The organism is Shinella sp. HZN7, from assembly GCF_001652565.1.
In the GTDB taxonomy this organism is placed as follows: domain Bacteria; phylum Pseudomonadota; class Alphaproteobacteria; order Rhizobiales; family Rhizobiaceae; genus Shinella; species Shinella granuli.
In genome coordinates, this window is sequence record NZ_CP015746.1 from 13,194 (window position 1) to 29,937 (window position 16,744).

Sequence of the window (16,744 nt, forward strand, 5' to 3'; positions counted from 1 at the left end):
CGAAAGGCGAGGCTTTCTCTCCAAGAAACAAGGAGCGGTTATGACCACACGCATCGAAGAAAGACGCCAGCTGAACCCGAAGGATTTTGCCATATGGCCCGATGGCTCCTGGGCGCAGATCGAAGACATCTGGCGCGGCGACTACACCTGGAAATCGGACGACTACGAGGTCATCGGCTACGACGATGAGCGGCGTCTTCGCGAGGTCGGCATCGCCGATGATCCCGATTGGCGATAGTCGCCGGCTGAAACCGAACCCGCGAGCAGCGTCGAGCCCGCTCGCGGGTTGGTGGGTGCCATACGGAGAGGAAAAGTCTGCTCAGTCTGTCCGAGGGTGCCATGGCGGCAGGCAGGCCTCAAGGACGAGCGGTTCCCCCATGTGTGGACGGCCCGTGGAATGCAAGACTTTTGTTTGTGAGCGACCAATTAGGTTCAGTCATGTGTCCGGCCTATAATCGTGGCATCAACGCCACTGGCCCTGATGAGATCCGCAGACGGAGAGCCAATCAAATTGTCGCGCTCGAGGCGCTGGGGGAACCCCGGCTTTCCTCCGTCCCCGGTCTAACCGGTTCGCCATCAAACTAAGTCCTCCACTCCTCCATCCGGCCACACGCGGGCCGAACAGATCTTTTCAGGCGGTGGCAAAACGATAGTTTTCCCTCCGCCTGAGTATTGCCCATGCAATGCGCGCGGTCTTGTTTGCGATCGCTACCGAGACCAGCTTGGCGGGCTTGCGATCTAACAAGCGAGCGATCCAGGGAAATGACGCAGCGTCAAGACGGGCTCTGCGCACGACGGCGGTGGCGCCGACTACCAACAATCGTCGGATTGTGCGATCGCCTTGTTTGCTGATCCGGCCAAGCCTCTCTTTCCCACCGCTACTGTTTTGTCGTGGGGTCAATCCAAGCCAAGCTGCGAACTGACGGCCAGATTTGAACTCGGTGGCGTCGCCGACCGAAGCAGCGATCGCCGCTGCCGTTAGGAAACCGACGCCGGGAATGGTCATCAAACGCCGGGCAGCCGCTTCGTTGCGGCACCACCGCAGTATAATGCGATCGAGTTCAGCAATCTTGTGGGTCAGTTCCTCCAATTGTTTCCTTATGTGTTCGAACGGTTGCCAGGAGGGCTCTGGTAGGAATTCCTGGGCAGCGCTGAGCGCTTCAATTGCCGCTCTCAAGCCTAATCTTCCTTGCGACGTAACAATCCCGAATTCCGCAAGATGCCCACGCAAGGCGTTGATAAGAGCGGTCCGCTGCCGCACCAGCAGATCCCGTGTCTTATGCTGCATCAGGAGTGCCTGACGCTCACAGCTCTTCACGGGAACGAAACGCATCGTAGGACGGGTCACTGCTTCGCAAATCGCCTCGGCATCCGCTGCATCATTCTTGCCGCGCTTGACGTAGGGCTTAACATACGCTGGCGGCATCAGCTTGACCTCGAAGCCCAGGCGGCCGAGTTCACGAGCCCAATAGTGTGACGTCGAACATGCCTCCATGCCGACAAGGCAGCGTGGCAGGTGCTCGAAGAATTGCAGAAGCTGATTCCGGCGGAGCTGGCGGCGGATAATGATGTCGCCGGCTTCGTCGACAGCATGTAGCTGGAAAACATTCTTGGCCAGATCGAGGCCGATAACACTTATCTTCTCAAAAGCCATGACGTGGTTCCTTGTCCGAATTGTGCGGGCTGAGAATAGCACCTTTGCGCTGAGGTCTCGGAGGGCCGTCCACATCATCAAATTTCAGTCCCGTCCCTTGCGGGCCGCGCAGAAATTCGGCTCCCCCACTCGCCGGCTCCGCCGGTCGCGTTCCGCGATCCTTGACCCCTGCCTGCCACCATGACCGCGCGCGTCGTCTTTCACAAAACGTCAAGGAGACGACGATGACCTACGACCTCGACCGCACGATCCTGGAACTCGAAGCCGAAGTCCGCAACGCCGATCCCGCGGAGCGCCGCCAGATCGAGGCCGAACTCGGCCTGGCGCGGGCCGAACGAGAAACGATCCTGGCCGAACAGGACGGCCGCATCAGCGCCGAGCCGCCCTTCTAGGGCGGTTTCTGCCGTGTCGATGGGCCAGCCGCGCCGGATCGACCGGCGCAACCGGCGCGAAGCTCTGCTCCGCCTTTCCAGGCGGGAGGGAAGCGATCGGAGGAGGGAAAGCCGGTTGCCGCTCCTTCCTTTCGATGCCCTGTCATCAGCATCGGGGATGTTGCAGCCCTCCCGGCGCGCCGCAACCCGCCGCCTCCAGAATTTTCCCCGCCTGCGGCTCCTCGCGCGACAAAATTCAGGCGCCGCCTGGTCCTCCGCGTCCGCTGCGGCCGTCCCGGTGCAGCGCGCCTCTCCGGGCTGCCGCCTTTCCCCGCAATGACAGCTTATCGAAAGGAGTAGAGATCATGCGCCAACTCGCCAAATTCCTCACCGCCACCGGTCGCCGCCTCCGAGCCCTGGGCAAGGTCGCCGCCCATTTCTTCCGCAAGGGCAAGCTCGGCCTGAAGATCGCGATCAAGATCCCGTTCTTCGTCGAGATCGAAGTCGCCTTCGAGACCGACTGGAACCGACGCCGATGAGGCGTCCGGCGAGGCCCGCCTGCGCGTGCCTCTTTGCCGTCTTCATGCAGTACGGATCGCTCGGTTTGTCCCCGCCGGTCGGTAGCCGCGTGCCCGCTTCTGGCGCAGGACGTCGAGGAAAAGATGGACGGCATCTTCTTCCCGCTGGAAATGATGCACCTTTTCCTGGCCCATTTTGCCGATACGTCCCCATCGCCGTGTCAGGCAGGCCGTTCCGAACAGCGTCGGCTCGATGGTCATGGAGTAATATCGCGCCATGTTCTTCGATGGCTCGGTGCGCTCGACATAAAGCTGGTAGGGCTGGGTGATCATGGCGGAATCGTCGCCGACCACGGTATCGGTGTCCAACGACAGTTCTGAATCGGTCGGTCTCCTATGATTCATTCCTTTGATGGATGCCTATGGGATGATCCGGGCGAGCCGCCTTCGGCGACCGCGTGCTAGTCTCTGCACTCCCGAAGCCCGTATACGGTCTCCGCCCATGCGGGTGACGCCCACATCTCGCAGCTTGAAGTGACTGTATATTCCATATAGAATATTCGTATATTCAGTGAGGAATATACGAAGAAGGAAAGTCCGATGTCTTCCCTCTATATCCGAGACAGCGATGTCGACGAGCTGGCGAAGAAGGTCCAGAAGCTGACCAATGCCCCCAACAAGACCGAGGCCGTCCGCCGCGCTCTCGAAAACGAGCTTGCGCGTGCGAAGGAAACCATACCCCTGGTAGAGCGCATTCGCAAGATTCAGGACGAGGTCGCGGCGCAGCTCGGCCCTAATCCGAAGCCCTTCGACATGAAGGCTTTCAGCGACGACATGTGGGACGCCTGATGTATCTCGACGCCTCGGCAATCATCTCGATCCTCACTAAGGAAGACGAAGCCGGCTATCTTGTCGCCAAGCTCGAACGCGCGACCAAGCCGATCTATTGCTCGTCGATGACGGTGTTCGAGGCGGTCATAAGCCTCGCGCGGCGGATCGCCAACGAGCAGCACGGCAATCAGGCACCCATTCCGCCCGCGATCATTGACGAGGCCCAGCGCCATGTCGATGCCCTGCTGGAGGCGCTGCGGGTCAGAGAGTTGACCATCAGCGGCACAACGCATCGCAAGGCCGTGGAAGCGGCGCGCACCTTCGGCAAATTCGTTGCCCATCCGGCGCGTTTGAACATGGGAGACTGCTTCGTCTATGCCTGCGCCAGGGAATACCGCTTGCCTCTCCTGTTCAAGGGCGACGACTTCTCCAGAACCGACATCGAAATCGCCTGACGCCGATGATTGACAAGGGCGAGCCGCCTTCGGCGACCGTGTGCTATTCGCTGCGCTCCCGGAGCCCGCAAGCGGTCTCCTCCCATCCGGGTGACGCCCATATCTCGCAAGAGGAATCCGGCCGGATCAAGGAGATTCTGCCGTGGAATTGTTCGAAAAGAACCAAACGCTGAGGTCTCCTATCGATGGCGCTACCAGCACGTGAAGAAGCGTTGACCTGTAATCGGATGACGAGGGACTTCTCTGCAGTACGACGGCGATGACGAGAACGCACTGCCGTGATCGACTCTTACTCAGGGACGAGGTGACGGAGCTCCGGAGGTAGCGCCTCCGGAATCTTGAAGGATCATGGGACCGTGAAGGTGCAGCTATTGCCTCAGGAAAGGTAGCTGACCGATGTAGTCCATCTTTCCGATCCGAACGCCTTTGTGCCGAAGGATCGCGTATGCCGTAACCATGTGAAAATAAAAATTTGGAACGCCATGCTGGTAGAAATAATCCTTTCCGAGGAAAGCTCCGGCCCAGCCCGGAGGAGCAACTCTTCTTTCTTCCCAACCGGAAAAATCGCTTTCTTTCATTGAAGAGACATACGCGATCGTCTTCTCGATCAGAGCCTTGAGTTCCGGGATCGTTTTCTCACTGTCGTCGAAAATCGGAATCTGTTTGCCGGCCAAGACTGAGGTGGCGAGCCTCGCCGTATCACATGCCATCTGAACCTGGCTTGTGAGTGGCAGCATATCTGGTAAAAGACGCGCGTTCAGAAGAACTTCCGGCGCAAAATTATGTGCCTCGGCGTGCTTGTCCGCCTTATCAAGAAGACGGGAAAGGGTGTGGAGCATTTTGGTGAATTGCGTGATTTGCGCGTACATCATGAAGGTCCTTCGTTAGGTTGCAGCCTGGGCTGTTATGTCGAGCGAGCGCACGCGCTTGCCGAAGTCAAAGATGTCGGAGACGATCATCAACTCATCGGCGCCGGTGTCGGCGACAAGCTGCTTGAGCCCCGCGCGGACGGTTTCGGCGCTGCCCACCACGCTGCAGCTCAGCATCTGTTCGGTTTGCGCCTTCTCCCGCGGCGTCCAGTAGGCTTCGATATCGTCCACGGGTGGCTTGAGCAGGCTTGGCATGCCCCGGAACATATCGGCGAATGTCATTTGCTGGGACGTTGCGAGAATGCGGGCCTCGTCATCCGTTTCCGCCGCGATCACATTGACCCCGATCATCGCATAGGGCTTCTGCAGTTGCTCCGAGGGCTGGAAATTACCCCGGTAGAGTTCAAGCGCCTGATGAAGTGAATGAGGGGAAAACTGCGACCCGAAGGCATAAGGAAGACCGAGCACGGCGGCGAGTTGCGCCCCGTAAAGGCTTGAACCCAATATCCACAACGGCACGTTGGTTCCGGAGCCCGGAACCGCCTCTATCCGCTGCGCTTCGCCCTTGGGGGCGAGAAACGCCTGCAGCTCAAGTACGTCCTGGGGAAAGTTTTCCGCGTTGCCGGGGTCCCGCCGCAGCGCACGCAAGGTCGTCTGGTCGGTGCCGGGGGCGCGACCGAGCCCCAGGTCGATACGGCCCGGATGGAGAGTTTCCAGAGTTCCGAATTGTTCCGCGATGACATAAGGCGCGTGGTTGGGCAGCATGACGCCGCCGGCACCAACGCGGATCGTCGTCGTACCTGCCGCGATATGAGACACGACAACCGACGTCGCTGCCGTGGTGACCGCCGGTGAGTTGTGATGCTCGGCTACCCAGAAACGCTGGAAACCCAAGCGCTCGGCATGCTGGGCAAGCGTGCGCGCGTTATCAAGCGCCGTGCGACGATCGGACCCTTGCCGGACGCGTCCGAGTTCGAGGATGGACAGTCGGATCATCGTGTAGGGTTCCTCTCGGAAGCGCGGCCGGCGAGTGCAGCCGCCCCGCCGAGGCATACGATCGCTTCAACGCGTGACATCGATCACAACCTTGCCGATGTGGTTGCCGCTTTTCAGGCGCTGATAGGCGGACTGGTAGTCCGCGAACGCAAAGACCTGATCCAGGACGGGGTGCACCTCGTGCAAGGCCATGGCTCGCAAGAGTGCCTCGAAGCTCGCCCGCGACCCGATCGATGTGCCGGCGACGTGAAGCGACTTGGCGAGGATGTCGATCGGCGGCAAACCGCCACCGAAGCCGCTGGTGAACCCGACGAGCGAGATGTCGCCCCCGTTTCGGGTCGCGGCCGCCGACTGCACGATCGTCTTCTCGCCTGCGATGTCGATGGTCTTGTCGACGCCTCGCCCGTCCGTCAGGGCCAGGATCTCCTTGTCCCATTCCGGATGGGACCGGTAGTTGACGACGGCGGCGGCACCCAGCGTCTTAAGCCGTTCCGCCTTCTCGTCCGACGAGGTAATCGCGAGAACCTTCGCGCCGAACATCTTCGCGACCTGCAGCGCGAACAGCGCCACGCCGCCGGTGCCCTGAACCAGCACCGTCTCGCCCGCCTGAAGGGGCGACGACAGGTTAAGCCCCGTCCAGGCTGTGACGGCGGCGCACGGAAGCGACGCCGCCTCCGCATAGGACATGTAGTCCGGCAGGTGCACGATGGCGTTCTCGTGCAGCAGAATGGTCTCCGCCAGCCATCCGTCCGTCGTCATGCCCAGGCTGTCGGCCTGATACTCCGGACGCGCAGGTCCACCGATCCAGTGCTGGCAGCAGGATGCCGACACGCGATCGCCGACCTTTGTGCGCTTGACCTCGCGGCCGACCGCGATCACCTCACCGGCCCCGTCTGACAAAGGCACGCCATTCGGCTTCGTCGGACCGCCATACGCACCGTCGAGGATTGCCTGGTCGCGGAAGTTCAAGGACGCCGCATGAACCTTTACGACAACCTCGTGCGGGCCGGGGTCTGGCATGGCTTCGTCGTGTAGCAACAGGCCTGGCTTGTCACCAGCCGTCCATCGTATGGCCTTCATCGTCTCAATCGTCCTTTCGATCGGCACAGCTATTCCAAACCCGAGACCAACGGATGTGTTGGCCGAGCACGGATTTCACTGGCTATTTACTGGACCCGAAAATAGCGGTAGCCTATCGGGATAACAAGAACACACCTTTTGGTGTGGTACTCACCAAAAGGTAAGTTATGAAACGAGACTGGCAGTCTGACGATCACGAAAAGCAGCTTCTATGGGCTGCCGCGACGAGCGAAACCCTGCGGGTGCTGGAAGGAAAGTGGAAGATCGTCATCATCGTCCAGCTCTTCGCAGCCAAGGCACCGGTTCGCTTCTCGGAACTCGAAAAGCGCGTCGTGGGCGTGAACCAGAAAATGCTGATCCAGCAGCTCAAGGAGCTGGAGAAAGACGGGATCGTTACCCGGACGGTCTATCCGCAGGTGCCTCCCAAAGTGGAATATGCGCTGACCGAGCTCGGCCTAGCACTCGGTCCATCCATCGAGACATTGATCGATTGGGCATTTCTCAAGTGCGAGATGCGCGGTGGGGTGCCACAGGAACGTTGATGCCGGATCTCACGTGGTCGTCGGACGACGGCTTGTTTGATATCGGGCTCCATTGAATGGACTTCATTTGGTCGGTTGTACTCGCGGCGCTGCTTGAGGGGCGACGCGACGGGATTCCGCAGGCGATCGGCCATCGCGTAGGCTTGCATTGACCGGCAAAACCCGATGAGGTCGCCGATCTGATAACATTCCTGGCATCCGCGCGCGCTAACCCCTATCCCTCTCCCATGCGCATCACGCGCTGAGCTCAAGGACGGGGAGAGGTGGGGCTGACATGCGATCGTCGTCCTTGTATCAGGCCGAGTATTCGGGGCGTAGGCCGCTGACGTCAGGCGGCGGGTCAGCATCGAGCCGATGGGTTTGGCGCACTCGATGCCGCCGCGGAAGAGGGTGACGGGAACTCTGGGGTCGAGGAGCGAGGGGCTCGTCGATGAGGAAGAACGATCGCGCGAAACCTTGCTCGATCCAGAGGCGACCCAATCCCGCTTTCTGGTGATGGCGTCCTGATCCATCCCCGGATCTTCTACGATCAACCCATAAAGGGTCCGCTACGCCAGCGTGCGGCCGCTCCGGCAAGCCTTCACGGTGATCGCGACCGTGGTCGGACCTTCGAGGAGCCATCAGCGGGAATTGGCCCGCTCCGGATGGAGCCTCAAAAATGTCGCACGATCTTTCCCTCGCCCAGAACCACGCCTTCGACCTCTCCCGGACCTTGATGGTTCCCGTCACCCTCTTCCGCGCCGGCGGCGAGTACGGCGTCGTTCCGAGCGACGAGATCGACGATGGTGACGATCTCTATATCATCCACGAATACAATCCCCATGATCGGCGTTCGGCCCACTGAGCCGATCGAGCAAGACGTCCAGCTCGGGGCCGCCGAGCTGGACGTCTTCGCGTTGGCGCCGATGCAGGCGTCCTTGCGACGCATCCGCGCAATCAATCGTGCGCGCACCAATTGCGCCGCGGCGCGTTCCAGCGCGCGGCAAGTCCGTCCACGACGAGTTGCTCGCCGAAGGAGATGTTCGATCGCCACACGGTTCGCAGCATGCGACCGTACCGATCTTTGTCACGGCCGACCGTGGAGAATGAGAATGCACCGTCATTGAGCATGTCGAGCAGTCGATCGCGGGCAACTTGGCCGACCTGTCGCTCGGCGTTGCAACGCGGTTCGGAAGTTTCCGGCGCGTCGATATCGGCAATACGGATCTTCTCGCCGCGGAACCAGAACGTATCGCCATCCACCACGCAGTTCACGCGGGCGGAATGTCCGCAAAGCGTGAACTGCGCATAAAGGTCATCCTGTTCGCTGGCGACGACGGAAGACGACTGAACGGACGATGCCGGACGATCCGATCGACCGAGCCCTTCGCCGGTCATGACCCAGCCAACGCCCGCGGCGAGCGCGGCGGCGACTGCAAGCGGCGTTCCAATGTTTCTCATGGTTTCGCAGCTCCATGGAATCGGTTCTGGCCGACGCAGGTCTTCATGTCGGCGCGTCGGAACCAGATCGCCCTGCCGCATCGCAGCGGCGGATTGCCGGCGGTGAAGACGATCTGCTCGTCGCCGCGCATCCGCAGCACTTCATGCGGCTGGATCAAGGCGCGGGCGGCCAGCTGCTTCGAGCGCGTGCGCGACGTTCCCTTCGCCGCCGAGCTGCGGCTCATCTGGTCGATTTCCACCGTCGTCGTGCCGCATCGCTTCGAGATGTAGTCGGCCGTCTCGGGGTCGTTGATCGCCGCAAAGGAAATCCAGCTCGCGCTCTCGAACCATTTGCTCGCCGCGTCGCGGCCGCCATAGGTCTCGCGCATCTGGCCGATCGACTGGTAGATCATCGTGAGCGTGACGCCATACTTGCGACCTGCGTCCCGCGCGGTTTCGAGGATCCGCATATAGCCGAGACGTGCTACCTCATCGAGGAGGAACAGCGCCCTCCCGCCGACATTCCCATCGCGATTGTAGATCGCGTTGAGGAAGGAGCCGATAATCACCCGTGCCAGACCGGAATGCGTCTCCAGCGTCTTCAGGTCGATGTTGATGAAGACGTCGACCGTGCCGGCGGCCAGATCGTCCGTCGTGAAGCTGGAGCCGGACACCAACGCCGCATAGTTCGGATAGGAAAGCCAGTGCGTTTCCTTCACCGCATTCGCATAGACGCCCGAAAAGGTCTCCGGCGTCATGTTGACGAACGCGGCGACGTTCTCCTTCACGAAGTCGGATTTCGAGTTTTCGTGGATCGTCTGGAGGCGTTCGCGAAGCCGTGGCTCCGGCTCGGCGAGGTTCTTGCGAACCTGGCGCAAGGTCTGGTCCTTCTCTTCGGTATGACCGGACAGGCAGACGTCGGCAATCAGCGCGGTCAGCAGTTGCAGGCCCGACGCCCGGAAGAAGTCGTCGCGCACGCCGCTTGCCCGGCCGCTATCGCTCATGATCCATGACGCGACAGAGGCTATGTCCTCCTCCTTCGTCCCGCCGTGCCGGCCGATCCAGTCGAGGACATTGACGCCGATCTCCGGGCGTTTCGGATCGAGAATGTGGACATCGCGCCCGGACCTGGCGCGATGGTCGAGGACCATCGGCGCGACCTCGTTCGACGGGTCGAGCACGATGAGCGTGCTCCCCCACTTGAGCGCGGTCGGGATCGTGACGGACGTCGTCTTGTAGCCGCCCGAACCGGCGAAGACGATGCCGTGGCTGGAGCCGAAAGAACCGTCGAAGCAGAGCAGCGGTGACTTGCCGCCCGAGCCCCAGGTTTCCTGCCGATCCGCGCGGAACGCTTGCGCGGCGACGGTGTCCGTATCGACACGATAGCGTTCGCCGATGACGATGCCACCGACATCGGGAAAGAGCTTTTGTGCGTCCGGCATCTTCATCCATTCGGCTTCGCCATGAAGGGCGCGTTTCCCGCGAATGCGGCGCGGCATGGCTCGGGCAAACGCGGCATTGCCCTTCAGCATGACGCGCAATCCGAACCCCGCCGCGATCGTCGCCGCGCCCGCGCCGAGCATGGTGGCGGGATCGAGATAGGAAAGCACCGATTTGCCTTGCGTTACGTCGGCCGAGATCGCCGCAAGGCGGATCGCCTCGCGCACAAACGCGATCATGATCGTCACCACGTTCCCGGCGGTGACGCCGCCGCCGGCAAACTTGATGTCGGCCGATCCTGCGGCGGCAAACAGAAAGAGGATGCCTATGGCCGCAGCCGCGACGTAGGGGAAGGTGATGCCGGCGCGCCCCAGCGTGAGGCGCGCGGCATCTGTTTTCCCGAAGGCGGATAACCAATGCTCGATCCCAACCATGGAGATGGTGACGAGGATCATCAGCGCGATCGGCGCGACGACGAGCGCCACCCTATTCGCCTTCATTGCCGAAGCCCTCCGCGCCAAGGGCGGTGAGCCGCGGCCGCTCGCCGGCGTCACGCTCGAGCCGCTGGCGCAGCTCGATCAGTGCGCCGAGCAGCAGAGCCCGCTTTTCATACCGCAAGCCGGCCTTGACGATCAGGCCGCCCAGCTCGATCTTCTCGCGCGTATCCTTCTTGCGCGCGTCGGATGTCGTCGTCCGGTTCATCCGCTCAAGCCTCGCCAGCGCAGCCCGCAGCCGCGCCAGGTGTGTCCGGCGCGGTCGTTGCCGCACCGCTGCCTCCCTCACCGACTTTCTTCCCTCCGCTTGCAGCAGCCTTACCTCCGCGAAACCGCTTCGTCAGTTCTTCGAATGCCGCCTGAAGCTCCATCTCGTCGATCTCGATCTCGCCAAGACCGGCCTTGAGCGCAATGCGGCCGATACGTTCGGCCTCGCGTGTCTCGGCGTGCTTCAACTGCTCCTGGAGCTTGGCGATCTCTTCGCGGATTTTGGAGGAAGGCTTTTTCATCTCCGACTGGTCCTTTCATGCCGTTCAAGGTCTTTGACGGCATGACCATTTCCGAGATCGGCGTGCCGATCTACTCGCAGAAATGCGAGTTGGCGTAGCCAACGCCTTTGAGCATCATCCCGGCCGTTCCGAAGGAGCGGCTTCCAAGGGCGCAATTATACGTCGCTGACGCGACGCCTTGCTTTTCTGCCCTTGCGGGCCTGCCGTTCCCGACGAACCCGTTGATTTCGTTTGCAATCGGGAGAGCATTCCGCCGTGGCCGTCCCTCATTTCTCCGTCAGCGTCGTCGCCCGCGGCTCCGGCCGCAGCGCCGTGCTGTCGGCGGCCTACCGGCACTGCGTGAAAATGGAGTTCGAGCGCGAGGCGCGGACCATCGACTACACCCGTAAGCAGGGCCTCCTTCATGAGGAATTCGTTATTCCGGAGGACGCTCCGGACTGGCTGCGGTCGATGATCGCCGATCGCTCGGTCGCGGCCGCGTCGGAGGCTTTCTGGAACGCTGTCGAGGGTTTCGAGAAGCGCTCGGATGCGCAGCTCGCCAAGGATGTCACCATGGCCCTGCCGATCGAGCTGTCGGCGGATCAGAACATTGCTCTCGTTCGCGAGTTCGTGGCGAGCCATATCACCGCCAAGGGAATGGTCGCAGACTGGGTCTATCACGATGCGCCGGGCAACCCGCATGTGCATCTCATGACTACCTTGCGTCCGCTGACCGACGACGGTTTCGGCGCGAAGAAGGTCGCGGTGCTCGGTGCAGACGGCAAGTCGCTGCGCAACGATTCCGGCAAGATCGTCTATGAGCTATGGGCGGGAGGCGTCGGGGATTTCAACGCCTTCCGCGACGGCTGGTTCGTCTGTCAGAACCGGCATCTGGCACTCGCCGGTCTCGACATCCGCGTCGATGGCCGCTCCTATGAGAAGCAGGGCATCGCCCTTGAGCCGACCATCCATCTCGGCGTCGGCGCGAACGCCATCAAGCAGAAGTCGGCCGAGGCGTCCGAGCCGATCACGCTGGAACGCATCGAGCTGCAGGAGGAACGGCGAGCCGAGAACGCGCGCCGCATCGAGGACCGCCCCGCCGTCGTCATCGATATGATCGCGCGGGAGAAGAGCGTCTTCGACGAGCGCGACGTCGCGAAGATCTTGCATCGCTATGTCGATGACGCTGGTCTCTTCCAGTCGTTGATGGCGCGTGTTTTGCAAAGCCCTGACGTTGTTCGGCTGGAGCGTGAGCATGTGGACTTCGCCAGTGGCGCGCGGGTGCCGGCGAAACTGACTACCCGCGACCTGATCCGCACCGAGGCGGAGATGGCCAGCAGGGCGGTCTTCCTTGCCGGCCGTTCCTCACACCGCGTCGAAAACGCAATCCTGCAGGAGACGTTCGCGCGGTATTCCCGCCTGTCGAAGGAGCAGAAGACGGCGATCGCCCATGTCGCCGGCAGCCATCGGATCGCTGCGGTCGTCGGTCGCGCCGGCGCCGGCAAGACCACGATGATGAAGGCGGCGCGCGAAGCCTGGGAGGCGGCCGGCTATCGTGTCGTCGGCGGTGCGTTGGCGGGCAAGGCGGCCGAGGGCTTGGAGACCGAAGCCGGGATCGTCTCGCGCACGCTTTCGTCGTGGGAGCTTCGCTGGAACGACGGGCGGAGCCAGCTTGACGACAAGACGGTCTTCGTCTTGGACGAGGCAGGCATGGTGTCTTCTCGCCAGCTTGCACTCTTCGTCGAGGCCGTCACGAAGGCGGGCGCGAAACTCGTGCTTGTCGGCGATCCGGATCAGCTCCAGCCGATCGAGGCGGGTGCCGCGTTTCGCGCTATTGCCGATCGCATCGGATACGCCGAACTGGAGACCATCTACCGCCAGCGTGAGCAATGGATGCGCGATGCGTCGCTGGATCTTGCGCGCGGCAACGTGGCGGCCGCGCTGAGCGCCTATGACGCGGCTGACCTGGTGCAAACCGGCTGGACGCGGCAGGACGCGATCGAGGGACTGATCGACAACTGGAACTACGATTTCGATCCGACGAAGACCACGCTCATCCTCGCCCACCGCCGCCGCGATGTCCGCGAACTGAACGAGCTGGCCCGCGCCAAGCTTGTCGAGCGCGGTATTGTCGGCGAGGGCTCTGTGTTCCGGACCGAGGACGGTGCTCGTCGTTTCGCCGCCGGCGACCAGATCGTCTTCCTGAAGAACGAGGGCAGCCTTGGCGTCAAGAACGGGATGCTGGCCAAGGTCGTTGAAGCTGCGCCAGGCCGTATCGTCGCAGAGATTGGCGAGGGAGACAGCCGCAGGCAGGTCACCGTCGAACAGCGCTTCTACAGTAACGTCGATCACGGCTATGCCACCACGATCCACAAGTCCCAGGGCGCCACTGTCGATCGCGTCAAAGTTCTCGCCTCCAACACGCTTGATCGTCATCTGACCTATGTCGCGATGACGCGCCACCGCGAGGCGGCCGAACTCTACGTCGGCATGGAAGAGTTCACCAACCGGCGTGGTGGTGTTCTCGTCGATCACGGTGAGGCGCCCTACGAACACAAGCCCGGAAACCGCGACAGCTACTTCGTCACGCTCACCTATGGTGACGGACAGGAGCGCACGATCTGGGGCGTCGATCTCGCCCGCGCGATTGATGAAGCGGATGCACATGTCGGCGACCGGATCGGTCTTCGCCACGAGGGCTCGGAGTCGGTGAGACTGCCCGATGGCACGATGGCCAAGCGCAACACGTGGAAGATCGTGCCGGTCAAGGAACTGGCGATGGAGCGGCTGAAGGAACGCCTTTCCCGCGATGCGTCCAAGGAAACGACACTCGACTATGAGGGTGCATCCTCCTATCGCGCCGCCCTCCGTTTCGCCGAAGCGCGCGGCATGCACCTCATGAATGTCGCTCGGACCATTTCCCGCGACCGGCTCGCCTGGACCGTTCGGCAAAAGCAGAAGCTCGTCGATCTCGCCGCAAGGCTGAAAGCTGTCGGCGCGGCACTCGGCCTTGCCCGCGGCAGCGACAAACAATCCGTTCCGACCATCGTCAAGGAGGCAAGACCCATGGTTGCCGGCATTACCACATTCGCCAAATCGCTCGAGCAGAGCGTCGAGGACAAACTCTCCAACGATCCGGCGCTGAAGCAGCAGTGGAAAGATGTCTCCACGCGTTTCCAAATGGTCTATGCGCAGCCGGAGGCGGCATTCGCGGCGATCAATGTTGATGCGATGATAAAGGATCAGGCGCGCGCCACCGCGACGATAGCGAAGATCTCGGCCGAGCCGGAGACCTTCGGCACGCTCAAGGGCAAGACGGGCATGTTCGCCAGCCGCGCCGACAAGCAGGAGCGCGATACCGCCCTCGTCAACGCGCCTGCGCTCGCCCGCAATCTGGAACGATATCTGCGCGGTCGGGCCGAGGCCGAGCGCAAGCATGAGACCGAGGAGCGCGCTGCGCGCATCAAGGTCTCGGTCGATATCCCGGCGCTGTCGCCCAATGCGAAGCAGACGCTCGAGCGGATACGCGACGCCATCGACCGGAACGATCTTCCGGCCGGTCTCGAATATGCGCTTGCCGACAAGATGGTGAAGGCGGAATTGGAAGGTTTCGCCAAGGCGGTGACAGAGCGGTTCGGCGAGCGAACCTTTCTCGGCGTGTCGGCGAAGGAGGCCGGCGGCGAGGCGTTCAAAACGGTCACGCGCGGCATGACCGATCCGCAGAAGGCGGAGGTGCAAACGGCGTGGAATTCAATGCGGGCGGTGCAGCAGCTCGCTGCGCATGAACGCGTGGTCGTCGGCATCAAGCAGGCAGAGGCGTTGCGCCAGACCCAGGCGAAAGGCCTGTCGCTCAAATGACCGATGCCCGATCTCGCACCGCGTACCGAGCGCGCCAGCAATGGATGGTGGTGATCGTCATCGCCACCGGCCTGGTCGTTGCCATTACCGTGCTCGTCGCCGGTGCGGCGGCCGGCTATCGGCTCAACATGACGGCGAGCGAGCCGCTTGGGATCTGGCGCATTCGTCCGCTCAAGCGTCCTCCAGCGGTCGGTGATCTTATCTTCATCTGCCCGCCGGAGACCGTGGCGTTTTCCGAGGCGCGGGTGCGCGGCTATCTGCGCAGCGGTGTCTGTCCGACGGGCGACGCGCCGCTGATCAAGATGGTCATCGCCAGCGAAGGGCAGCGCATCGAGATCGGAGCCGATGTTCGGATCGACGGGTTGCACATTCCGCAAACAACCATCGTGCCGGCGGACGGGAGAGGGCGTCCGCTCCATGGCGATGCCGGGGGAATCGTACCGGCGGGCCAGGTGTTTCTTTATTCCCCGTTCAAGGCTTCATGGGATTCGCGCTACTTCGGTTCGATCCCCGCCGCCGGCATTCTCGGCCTCGCTGAGGAGGTGCTGACCTATGCGCCCTGATGCTGCTCGCGCCGGAATCCTCATTCTCGCTGGTGTGGCCACCGGCTGGATCGCATGGAGCGGGCATGTGCTCCTGTTGCCGGTGGCGCTTGCCTTTCCAATGCTCTGGTCGATGGCGCCAAACCGCACGACGGCGGTGCTGGTCTCCCTTGGATATTTCCTGGCGGCGTCCAGAGGTCTGCCGCTTGGGGTCGCCACATTCTATGCGTCGGATATCTGGCCGGGCGTCGCGCTCTGGTTCGTGCCGGCGGCCGGCTTCGCGGCCGTCCATGCCGCGCTATGGTCGCGGTCCGGAACCTGGCGCCCGATCCGCTATGTCCTCGCTGCGATCCTGATGGCGATCCCGCCTTTCGGCATCACCGGCTGGGCGCATCCGATCACCGCCGCGGGTGTCCTCTTTCCGGGATGGGGATGGCTTGGGCTCGTCGCAGCTTCAGCCGGTCTCCTGGGCCTCGCTTCCCGAAGGGGGCCGGCTGTCGCTGTCGTCTTGTCAGCCTCTTGGCTTTGGTCCGCCGTTTTCTGGACCGATCCGAAAGTACCTGAATCGTGGCGCGGCGTCGATCTCGCCATGGGTGCATCATTGGGGCGGGATACCGGACTTTCCCGTCAGCGTGACCTGATTGCCACGACGCGGGCAGTGGCCAAGGCCGGCGCGCGGGTGATCGTGTTGCCGGAGAGCGCGCTCGGTTTCTGGACGCCGACGGTCGCCCGACTTTGGGAACGCGCCGTGAGAGCCGGTGACGCCACGATCGTCGCCGGCGCGGCCGTGGTCGACGCCGGCGGCTACGATAACGTTCTCGTTGCAATCGACGGCGACGGCGGCCGTGTCCTCTATCGCGAGCGTATGCCTGTCCCCGGTTCGATGTGGCAGCCATGGCGGCCCTGGTTCGGCATGAATGGTGGCGCGCGCGCCCATCTCTTCGCCAATCCCGTCGTCGTGGTCGGACCGACGAGGGTCGCGCCGCTCATCTGCTACGAGCAGCTCATCGTCTGGCCCATTCTGCAGTCGATGGCCCACGCGCCCGATGTCGCCGTCGCCGTCGGCAACGGCTGGTGGACCGAGGGCAGTTCCATCGTCGGGATCCAGCGCGCCAGCGCTACGGCCTGGGCGGCTCTCTTCGCCACGCCTCTCGTGCTCTCCTTCAATATCTGACCCTGGAGCCCTC

The 16,744-nt window shown here is 62.5% G+C and carries 19 protein-coding genes; 10 read left to right on the forward strand and 9 right to left on the reverse strand.

The features are described 5' to 3' along the window. Window positions 1–40: 40 nt before the first annotated feature. Complete coding sequence (locus shn_RS33530) at window positions 41–238, forward strand: hypothetical protein (RefSeq protein WP_064334759.1); 198 nt, start codon at window positions 41–43, stop codon at window positions 236–238. A 393-nt stretch (window positions 239–631) separates the two neighbouring features. Here the strand turns inward: shn_RS33530 and shn_RS33535 are convergent, their stop codons facing one another. Beyond that, window positions 632–1,654 carry an IS110 family transposase gene (locus shn_RS33535; protein ID WP_024270287.1) on the reverse strand — a complete coding sequence of 341 codons (1,023 nt, stop codon included), beginning with the start codon at window positions 1,652–1,654 and terminating at the stop codon, window positions 632–634. Window positions 1,655–1,878: 224 nt separating this feature from the next. Here shn_RS33535 and shn_RS36725 point away from each other — a divergent pair, with 224 nt between their 5' ends. Then, on the forward strand, window positions 1,879–2,046 hold the full coding sequence (locus tag shn_RS36725; RefSeq protein WP_168169020.1) for a hypothetical protein: 168 nt from the start codon (window positions 1,879–1,881) through the stop codon (window positions 2,044–2,046). A 344-nt stretch (window positions 2,047–2,390) separates the two neighbouring features. Next, a complete protein-coding gene (locus tag shn_RS36730) occupies window positions 2,391–2,564 on the forward strand; it encodes a hypothetical protein (RefSeq protein ID WP_168169021.1) in 174 nt (57 codons plus the stop codon). Between the two features lie 42 nt (window positions 2,565–2,606). On the opposite strand, the gene shn_RS33540 is transcribed toward shn_RS36730, so the two are convergent. Beyond that, window positions 2,607–2,948 (reverse strand): WGR domain-containing protein, encoded by a 342-nt coding sequence (locus shn_RS33540; protein ID WP_084438745.1) that lies wholly within the window; start codon window positions 2,946–2,948, stop codon window positions 2,607–2,609. Window positions 2,949–3,143: 195 nt separating this feature from the next. On the opposite strand from shn_RS33540, the gene shn_RS33545 reads away from it, so the two are divergent. Then, window positions 3,144–3,392 (forward strand): type II toxin-antitoxin system VapB family antitoxin, encoded by a 249-nt coding sequence (locus shn_RS33545; protein WP_064334760.1) that lies wholly within the window; start codon window positions 3,144–3,146, stop codon window positions 3,390–3,392. Beyond that, window positions 3,392–3,829, forward strand: coding sequence for a type II toxin-antitoxin system VapC family toxin (locus tag shn_RS33550; RefSeq protein ID WP_084438746.1), 438 nt, complete (start codon window positions 3,392–3,394; stop codon window positions 3,827–3,829). Before shn_RS33545 ends, shn_RS33550 begins: the two co-directional genes overlap by 1 nt. 368 nt (window positions 3,830–4,197) lie before the next feature. Here shn_RS33550 and shn_RS33555 read toward each other — a convergent pair whose 3' ends face one another. The 3 genes from shn_RS33555 to shn_RS33565 form a co-directional block, all read right to left on the reverse strand. Next, window positions 4,198–4,701, reverse strand: coding sequence for a DUF1993 family protein (locus shn_RS33555; protein ID WP_064334761.1), 504 nt, complete (start codon window positions 4,699–4,701; stop codon window positions 4,198–4,200). Window positions 4,702–4,713: 12 nt separating this feature from the next. Next, window positions 4,714–5,694, reverse strand: coding sequence for an LLM class flavin-dependent oxidoreductase (locus tag shn_RS33560; protein ID WP_064334762.1), 981 nt, complete (start codon window positions 5,692–5,694; stop codon window positions 4,714–4,716). A 66-nt stretch (window positions 5,695–5,760) separates the two neighbouring features. Next, a complete protein-coding gene (locus tag shn_RS33565) occupies window positions 5,761–6,801 on the reverse strand; it encodes an NAD(P)-dependent alcohol dehydrogenase (protein WP_245337564.1) in 1,041 nt (346 codons plus the stop codon). Between the two features lie 140 nt (window positions 6,802–6,941). On the opposite strand from shn_RS33565, the gene shn_RS33570 reads away from it, so the two are divergent. Both shn_RS33570 and shn_RS33575 read left to right on the forward strand, forming a co-directional pair. Then, window positions 6,942–7,316, forward strand: coding sequence for a helix-turn-helix domain-containing protein (locus shn_RS33570; RefSeq protein ID WP_064334763.1), 375 nt, complete (start codon window positions 6,942–6,944; stop codon window positions 7,314–7,316). A 658-nt stretch (window positions 7,317–7,974) separates the two neighbouring features. Continuing rightward, window positions 7,975–8,160, forward strand: coding sequence for a hypothetical protein (locus shn_RS33575; RefSeq protein WP_064334764.1), 186 nt, complete (start codon window positions 7,975–7,977; stop codon window positions 8,158–8,160). A gap of 92 nt (window positions 8,161–8,252) precedes the next feature. Here shn_RS33575 and shn_RS33580 read toward each other — a convergent pair whose 3' ends face one another. The 4 genes from shn_RS33580 to traC are packed head-to-tail and all read right to left on the reverse strand — an operon-like array spanning window position 8,253 to window position 11,178. Next, window positions 8,253–8,693, reverse strand: coding sequence for a thermonuclease family protein (locus shn_RS33580; protein WP_064334834.1), 441 nt, complete (start codon window positions 8,691–8,693; stop codon window positions 8,253–8,255). 59 nt (window positions 8,694–8,752) lie between these two features. Then, window positions 8,753–10,675 (reverse strand): Ti-type conjugative transfer system protein TraG, encoded by a 1,923-nt coding sequence (gene traG, locus shn_RS33585; RefSeq protein ID WP_064334765.1) that lies wholly within the window; start codon window positions 10,673–10,675, stop codon window positions 8,753–8,755. Then, complete coding sequence (gene traD, locus shn_RS33590) at window positions 10,662–10,877, reverse strand: type IV conjugative transfer system coupling protein TraD (protein WP_064334766.1); 216 nt, start codon at window positions 10,875–10,877, stop codon at window positions 10,662–10,664. Before traD ends, traG begins: the two co-directional genes overlap by 14 nt. Window positions 10,878–10,881: 4 nt before the next feature. Continuing rightward, the gene (gene traC, locus shn_RS33595; RefSeq protein WP_064334767.1) at window positions 10,882–11,178 is read right to left on the reverse strand and encodes a conjugal transfer protein TraC; all 297 of its coding nucleotides are present in this window, start codon (window positions 11,176–11,178) and stop codon (window positions 10,882–10,884) included. A 255-nt stretch (window positions 11,179–11,433) separates the two neighbouring features. On the opposite strand from traC, the gene traA reads away from it, so the two are divergent. Genes traA through shn_RS33610 form a run of 3 tightly spaced genes read left to right on the forward strand, consistent with a single transcriptional unit; the run spans window position 11,434 to window position 16,731 of the window. Further along, a complete protein-coding gene (gene traA, locus shn_RS33600) occupies window positions 11,434–15,015 on the forward strand; it encodes a Ti-type conjugative transfer relaxase TraA (protein ID WP_064334768.1) in 3,582 nt (1,193 codons plus the stop codon). A gap of 44 nt (window positions 15,016–15,059) precedes the next feature. Continuing rightward, window positions 15,060–15,578 (forward strand): conjugative transfer signal peptidase TraF, encoded by a 519-nt coding sequence (gene traF / locus shn_RS33605; RefSeq protein ID WP_245337565.1) that lies wholly within the window; start codon window positions 15,060–15,062, stop codon window positions 15,576–15,578. Then, the gene (locus tag shn_RS33610) at window positions 15,568–16,731 is read left to right on the forward strand and encodes a conjugal transfer protein TraB (RefSeq protein ID WP_064334770.1); all 1,164 of its coding nucleotides are present in this window, start codon (window positions 15,568–15,570) and stop codon (window positions 16,729–16,731) included. The genes traF and shn_RS33610 overlap by 11 nt, the downstream gene beginning before the upstream one ends. Window positions 16,732–16,744: the final 13 nt, after the last annotated feature.

Bases quoted from the DNA above. Each gene is read 5' to 3' on its own strand.
- shn_RS33530 (WP_064334759.1), top strand. From the start codon at position 41: ATGACCACACGCATCGAAGAAAGACGCCAGCTGAACCCGAAGGATTTT.
- shn_RS33535 (WP_024270287.1), bottom strand. From the start codon at position 1,654: ATGGCTTTTGAGAAGATAAGTGTTATCGGCCTCGATCTGGCCAAGAAT.
- shn_RS36725 (WP_168169020.1), top strand. From the start codon at position 1,879: ATGACCTACGACCTCGACCGCACGATCCTGGAACTCGAAGCCGAAGTC.
- shn_RS36730 (WP_168169021.1), top strand. From the start codon at position 2,391: ATGCGCCAACTCGCCAAATTCCTCACCGCCACCGGTCGCCGCCTCCGA.
- shn_RS33540 (WP_084438745.1), bottom strand. From the start codon at position 2,948: ATGAATCATAGGAGACCGACCGATTCAGAACTGTCGTTGGACACCGAT.
- shn_RS33545 (WP_064334760.1), top strand. From the start codon at position 3,144: ATGTCTTCCCTCTATATCCGAGACAGCGATGTCGACGAGCTGGCGAAG.
- shn_RS33550 (WP_084438746.1), top strand. From the start codon at position 3,392: ATGTATCTCGACGCCTCGGCAATCATCTCGATCCTCACTAAGGAAGAC.
- shn_RS33555 (WP_064334761.1), bottom strand. From the start codon at position 4,701: ATGATGTACGCGCAAATCACGCAATTCACCAAAATGCTCCACACCCTT.
- shn_RS33560 (WP_064334762.1), bottom strand. From the start codon at position 5,694: ATGATCCGACTGTCCATCCTCGAACTCGGACGCGTCCGGCAAGGGTCC.
- shn_RS33570 (WP_064334763.1), top strand. From the start codon at position 6,942: ATGAAACGAGACTGGCAGTCTGACGATCACGAAAAGCAGCTTCTATGG.
- shn_RS33575 (WP_064334764.1), top strand. From the start codon at position 7,975: ATGTCGCACGATCTTTCCCTCGCCCAGAACCACGCCTTCGACCTCTCC.
- shn_RS33580 (WP_064334834.1), bottom strand. From the start codon at position 8,693: ATGACCGGCGAAGGGCTCGGTCGATCGGATCGTCCGGCATCGTCCGTT.
- traG (WP_064334765.1), bottom strand. From the start codon at position 10,675: ATGAAGGCGAATAGGGTGGCGCTCGTCGTCGCGCCGATCGCGCTGATG.
- traD (WP_064334766.1), bottom strand. From the start codon at position 10,877: ATGAACCGGACGACGACATCCGACGCGCGCAAGAAGGATACGCGCGAG.
- traC (WP_064334767.1), bottom strand. From the start codon at position 11,178: ATGAAAAAGCCTTCCTCCAAAATCCGCGAAGAGATCGCCAAGCTCCAG.
- traF (WP_245337565.1), top strand. From the start codon at position 15,060: ATGGTGGTGATCGTCATCGCCACCGGCCTGGTCGTTGCCATTACCGTG.
- shn_RS33610 (WP_064334770.1), top strand. From the start codon at position 15,568: ATGCGCCCTGATGCTGCTCGCGCCGGAATCCTCATTCTCGCTGGTGTG.